Annotated in this window: 3 tRNA genes and 3 rRNA genes; all 6 read left to right on the top strand. The window is 53.8% G+C overall.

Annotated elements, in window-relative coordinates:
- Positions 1-413: 413 nt before the first annotated feature.
- The 6 genes from AC2FML_RS19180 (at position 414) to AC2FML_RS19155 (ending at position 5,980) form a co-directional block, all read left to right on the top strand.
- Positions 414-1,875, top strand: a 16S ribosomal RNA gene (locus tag AC2FML_RS19180).
- Positions 1,876-2,023: 148 nt separating this feature from the next.
- Positions 2,024-2,099, top strand: a tRNA-Ala gene (locus AC2FML_RS19175).
- A gap of 28 nt (positions 2,100-2,127) precedes the next feature.
- A tRNA-Ile gene (locus AC2FML_RS19170) sits at positions 2,128-2,204 on the top strand.
- 487 nt (positions 2,205-2,691) lie between these two features.
- A 23S ribosomal RNA gene (locus tag AC2FML_RS19165) occupies positions 2,692-5,518 on the top strand.
- 184 nt (positions 5,519-5,702) lie between these two features.
- Positions 5,703-5,817: ribosomal RNA gene (rrf, locus tag AC2FML_RS19160) — 5S ribosomal RNA — on the top strand.
- Together the 16S, 23S and 5S rRNA genes with 3 tRNA genes alongside form the textbook arrangement of a ribosomal RNA operon.
- 86 nt (positions 5,818-5,903) lie before the next feature.
- Positions 5,904-5,980 (top strand) — tRNA-Met (locus tag AC2FML_RS19155).

The raw sequence follows: 5,980 nt of genomic DNA, 5'->3' as shown, positions 1-5,980 counted from the left end.
CCCTTCACCGGCGCTGCTGAGGCGGTGTTGGTTGGTCGGATGGACGGCCTGACGGACTGGAAAGACGGTTGAGACGCCTGGGAGAGACCGGGGGCATCTTGAGTGAGTGTTTAGGCGGGCGCGCTGATTTATTGGCGCAACGGTCTGGTTTTTGGCTCTTGGTGTTATGTTCTTTGACATTGCTGGATACTGAAGAGATATGTGGGCGGTTTGGTTCGTTTCGACGGATTGAATGTCTGTATATCGCGCTCTTAGGGTTTCGGTCCGATGATAGAGTGTCAGCTTCACTGTTTGAGTGGTTCACTGATTTCTTAGGAGATCTGTGTACATCAAACAGATGACTTCATCTGGTTTAGCCACCAGATGAGATGTGCAGAGGTTCGAACGTCAAGGATAGGTTAGCAATAGCCTTTCAACTTGAGAGTTTGATCCTGGCTCAGAACGAACGCTGGCGGCAGGCCTAACACATGCAAGTCGAGCGCGCCTTTCGGGGCGAGCGGCGGACGGGTTAGTAACGCGTGGGAATATGCCCAAAGGTACGGAATAGCCTCTGGAAACGGAGAGTAATACCGTATGTGCCCTTCGGGGGAAAGATTTATCGCCTTTGGATTAGCCCGCGTTAGATTAGGTAGTTGGTGGGGTAATGGCCTACCAAGCCTACGATCTATAGCTGGTTTTAGAGGATGATCAGCAACACTGGGACTGAGACACGGCCCAGACTCCTACGGGAGGCAGCAGTGGGGAATCTTGGACAATGGGGGCAACCCTGATCCAGCCATGCCGCGTGAGTGATGAAGGCCCTAGGGTCGTAAAGCTCTTTCGCCTGTGAAGATAATGACGGTAGCAGGTAAAGAAACCCCGGCTAACTCCGTGCCAGCAGCCGCGGTAATACGGAGGGGGTTAGCGTTGTTCGGAATTACTGGGCGTAAAGCGCACGTAGGCGGATCGGAAAGTTGGGGGTGAAATCCCGGGGCTCAACCCCGGAACGGCCTCCAAAACTATCGGTCTAGAGTTCGAGAGAGGTGAGTGGAATTCCGAGTGTAGAGGTGAAATTCGTAGATATTCGGAGGAACACCAGTGGCGAAGGCGGCTCACTGGCTCGATACTGACGCTGAGGTGCGAAAGTGTGGGGAGCAAACAGGATTAGATACCCTGGTAGTCCACACCGTAAACGATGAATGCCAGTCGTCGGGTAGCATGCTATTCGGTGACACACCTAACGGATTAAGCATTCCGCCTGGGGAGTACGGTCGCAAGATTAAAACTCAAAGGAATTGACGGGGGCCCGCACAAGCGGTGGAGCATGTGGTTTAATTCGAAGCAACGCGCAGAACCTTACCAACCCTTGACATCCTAGGACCGTCCCAGAGATGGGTCTTTCACTTCGGTGACCTAGTGACAGGTGCTGCATGGCTGTCGTCAGCTCGTGTCGTGAGATGTTCGGTTAAGTCCGGCAACGAGCGCAACCCACGTCCTTAGTTGCCAGCAGTTCGGCTGGGCACTCTAAGGAAACTGCCCGTGATAAGCGGGAGGAAGGTGTGGATGACGTCAAGTCCTCATGGCCCTTACGGGTTGGGCTACACACGTGCTACAATGGCAGTGACAATGGGTTAATCCCAAAAAGCTGTCTCAGTTCGGATTGGGGTCTGCAACTCGACCCCATGAAGTCGGAATCGCTAGTAATCGCGTAACAGCATGACGCGGTGAATACGTTCCCGGGCCTTGTACACACCGCCCGTCACACCATGGGAGTTGGTTCTACCCGACGGCCGTGCGCCAACCTTTTGGAGGCAGCGGACCACGGTAGGATCAGCGACTGGGGTGAAGTCGTAACAAGGTAGCCGTAGGGGAACCTGCGGCTGGATCACCTCCTTTCTAAGGATGTATCTAGTTAGATCTGTTCGCAGATCTCGTGATACACTTAGCAGAAGATCAACAAGCAAAGTTGGTCAAACTCAAGGACCGAGCCGTCCTCATATCTCTTCAGACAGATGGATCCTGCGATTGGTGCTGGATCCGGCAAGGGGCCTTAGCTCAGCTGGGAGAGCGCCTGATTTGCATTCAGGAGGTCAGGAGTTCGATCCTCCTAGGCTCCACCATGATTTGCAGTCGGCCCTATTGAGAGATGGGTCGGTAGCTCAGGTGGTTAGAGCGCACGCCTGATAAGCGTGAGGTCGGAGGTTCAAGTCCTCCTCGACCCACCATTCCTCGCTTCGATCAGATCGTTGAGCACTTGTTTGAGTGTTCAGCCGTCCGATTGGACGTATCCTTTGACATCGTTAAGAGAGAAATCAATCAACACTGTTTGATTGGCGCCGAGTGTGGCGTTGATCTCAGTCGTTCTCATCTTCGGGTGAGCGGGTTGTGACACGGGTGTTTCCTCGCCTGTCCACGGCTATCGCGGCTGAAACGAACAGAGTTGTCCAAGTCAAGTACACTAACCCGCATGATCTGACGATCATGCATGTCTTCCATTCTCCGCGCGGGGCCGACCGACATCGGCAGCGCGGGTTCCAGGATGGAAGGCGGGAAAGTATGCTTTTGGTTCAGAAGAAAGATCGCCTTTAGTTACCAGCTGGGCGGTCGCGATTGATTTGATTACTAGCGCAGCTTTGGTTGTGTGCGGTCAAACGCACTCAAGTAGCCGAATAGGCGGTAGTGCCAATATCAAGTCTTTCTCTTTCTGGATCAAATCAAGCGCGAGAAGGGCGTTTGGTGAATGCCTTGGCAGCAAGAGGCGATGAAAGACGTGATACTCTGCGATAAGCCATGGGGAGCTGAGAATAAGCTTTGATCCATGGATCTCTGAATGGGGCAACCCACCTGAAAGCTTCATATTGTTATCTTTGATACTCAATATGGGGTTTAAACAGGTACTTAAGACCTGAATACATAGGGTTTTAAGGGCAAACCCGGGGAACTGAAACATCTAAGTACCCGGAGGAAAGGAAATCAATTGATACTCCCCTAGTAGCGGCGAGCGAACGGGGACCAGCCGAGCCGGATAAGTGAGAAGAACATGTTGGGAAGCATGGCCATAGCGGGTGACAGCCCCGTATTCGAAGCTTTGACGGACGTATTAAGTAGGGCGGAACACGTGAAATTCTGTCTGAAGATCGGAGGACCACCTTCGAAGGCTAAGTACTCCTTGCTGACCGATAGCGAACCAGTACCGTGAGGGAAAGGTGAAAAGCACCCCGACGAGGGGAGTGAAACAGTACCTGAAACCGAACGCCTACAATCAGTCGGAGGCTCCTAGCGAGCTGACGGCGTACCTTTTGTATAATGGGTCATCGACTTGGTCTCACGAGCAAGCTTAAGCCGTTAGGTGTAGGCGTAGCGAAAGCGAGTCTTAATAGGGCGTATGAGTTCGTGGGATCAGACCCGAAACCGAGTGATCTAGGCATGGCCAGGTTGAAGGTGCGGTAACACGCACTGGAGGACCGAACCCACATCCGTTGAAAAGGATCGGGATGAGCTGTGCCTAGGGGTGAAAGGCCAATCAAACTCGGAGATAGCTGGTTCTCTGCGAAATCTATTTAGGTAGAGCGTCATCCGAATACCCCGGGGGGTAGAGCACTGGATGGGTAATGGGGCCCCACAGGCTTACTGATCCTAACCAAACTCCGAATACCCGGGAGTACTAGATGGCAGACACACTGCGGATGCTAACGTCCGTAGTGGAGAGGGAAACAACCCTGACCTACAGCTAAGGCCCCCAATTCATGGCTAAGTGGGAAAGCAGGTGGGACGACCAAAACAACCAGGAGGTTGGCTTAGAAGCAGCCATCCTTTAAAGATAGCGTAACAGCTCACTGGTCTAAACAAGTTGTCCTGCGGCGAAGATGTAACGGGGCTCAAGCCATGAGCCGAAGCTTAGGATGCCGTAAGGCATGGTAGCAGAGCGTAGTGTGACATAGATCCATGCCTCCTTGATCCCTTCGGGGATATTGGAGGCGAGGATCTTTCGATGAAGCCGGCCTGTGAGGGATCCGGTGGAGAGATCACTAGTGAGAATGATGACATGAGTAGCGACAAAGAGTGTGAGAGACACTCTCGCCGAAAGTCCAAGGGTTCCTGCTTAAAGCTAATCTGAGCAGGGTAAGCCGGCCCCTAAGCCGAGGCCGAAAGGCGTAGGCGATGGGAACCAGGTTAATATTCCTGGGCCAGGAGGATGTGACGGATCACAGGTGTAGTTCAATCTTATCGGATTGATTGGGCTGCTGAGTGGTTCCTGGAAATAGCCCTCCATCAGACCGTACCCTAAACCGACACAGGTGGACTGGTAGAGCATACCAAGGCGCTTGAGAGAACGATGTTGAAGGAACTCGGCAAAATACCTCCGTAAGTTCGCGAGAAGGAGGCCCGGTTCCTAGGCAACTAGGGGCTGGGGGCACAAACCAGGGGGTGGCGACTGTTTATTAAAAACACAGGGCTCTGCGAAGTCGCAAGACGACGTATAGGGTCTGACGCCTGCCCGGTGCCTGAAGGTTAAAAGGAGAGGTGAGAGCCTTGAATTGAAGCCCAGGTAAACGGCGGCCGTAACTATAACGGTCCTAAGGTAGCGAAATTCCTTGTCGGGTAAGTTCCGACCTGCACGAATGGCGTAACGACTTCCCCGCTGTCTCCAACATCGACTCAGCGAAATTGAATTGCCTGTCAAGATGCAGGCTTCCCGCGGTTAGACGGAAAGACCCCGTGCACCTTTACTACAGCTTCGCACTGGCATCAGGACTGCAATGTGCAGGATAGGTGGTAGGCTTCGAAGCAGGGACGCCAGTTCCTGTGGAGCCTCCCTTGAGATACCACCCTTTGCATTCTTGATGTCTAACCGCGGTCCGTTATCCGGATCCGGGACCCTGCGTGGCGGGTAGTTTGACTGGGGCGGTCGCCTCCTAAAGCGTAACGGAGGCGCGCGAAGGTTGGCTCAGAGCGGTCGGAAATCGCTCGTTGAGTGCAATGGCAGAAGCCAGCCTGACTGCGAGACTGACAAGTCGAGCAGAGTCGAAAGACGGCCATAGTGATCCGGTGGTCCCGAGTGGAAGGGCCATCGCTCAACGGATAAAAGGTACGCCGGGGATAACAGGCTGATACTGCCCAAGAGTCCATATCGACGGCAGTGTTTGGCACCTCGATGTCGGCTCATCTCATCCTGGGGCTGGAGCAGGTCCCAAGGGTACGGCTGTTCGCCGTTTAAAGAGGTACGTGAGCTGGGTTTAGAACGTCGTGAGACAGTTCGGTCCCTATCTGCCGTGGGTGTAGGAGACTTGAGAGGAGTTGCCCCTAGTACGAGAGGACCGGGGTGAACGATCCACTGGTGGACCTGTTGTCGTGCCAACGGCAGTGCAGGGTAGCTATGATCGGACAGGATAACCGCTGAAGGCATCTAAGCGGGAAGCCCCCCTCAAAACAAGGTCTCCCTGAGGGCCGTGGAAGACCACCACGTCAATAGGCCGGAGATGTAAGCGCAGCAATGCGTTCAGTTGACCGGTACTAATCGCCCGATAGGCTTGATTTGATCCAGTAACAGAAAGACAAATCACCAAAAGCATACACTGACCTTGAGTTGGACAACGTTGATTGATGTGAAACCCCGCAAGGGGTGACACAACCGTGCGGGAACGCGCATTCGCAAGCGAATACGCCGCCTCCCGCGCTTCGCCTTTTTGCAAAGCAAAAAGAGCGACGGGGATTTTCCTCGGTTTGGTGGTCATAGCGCAAGTGAAACACCCGGTCCCATCCCGAACCCGGAAGTTAAGCACTGCAGCGCCAATGGTACTTGGGCTCAAGCCCCGGGAGAGTAGGTCACCGCCAAACCTAGAAAAATCCCCCCTCTCTAAAACGATCAAAAAACACGACCAGGTCTCAATCAGCCAAATAGGCAACAGACCAACCCAAAGTGTCGCGGGATGGAGCAGCCCGGTAGCTCGTCAGGCTCATAACCTGAAGGTCGCAGGTTCAAATCCTGCTCCCGCAACCA

Source organism: Ruegeria sp. BHSC029, from assembly GCF_059613085.1.
This window is presented reverse-complemented; position numbering and strand designations above follow the sequence as displayed.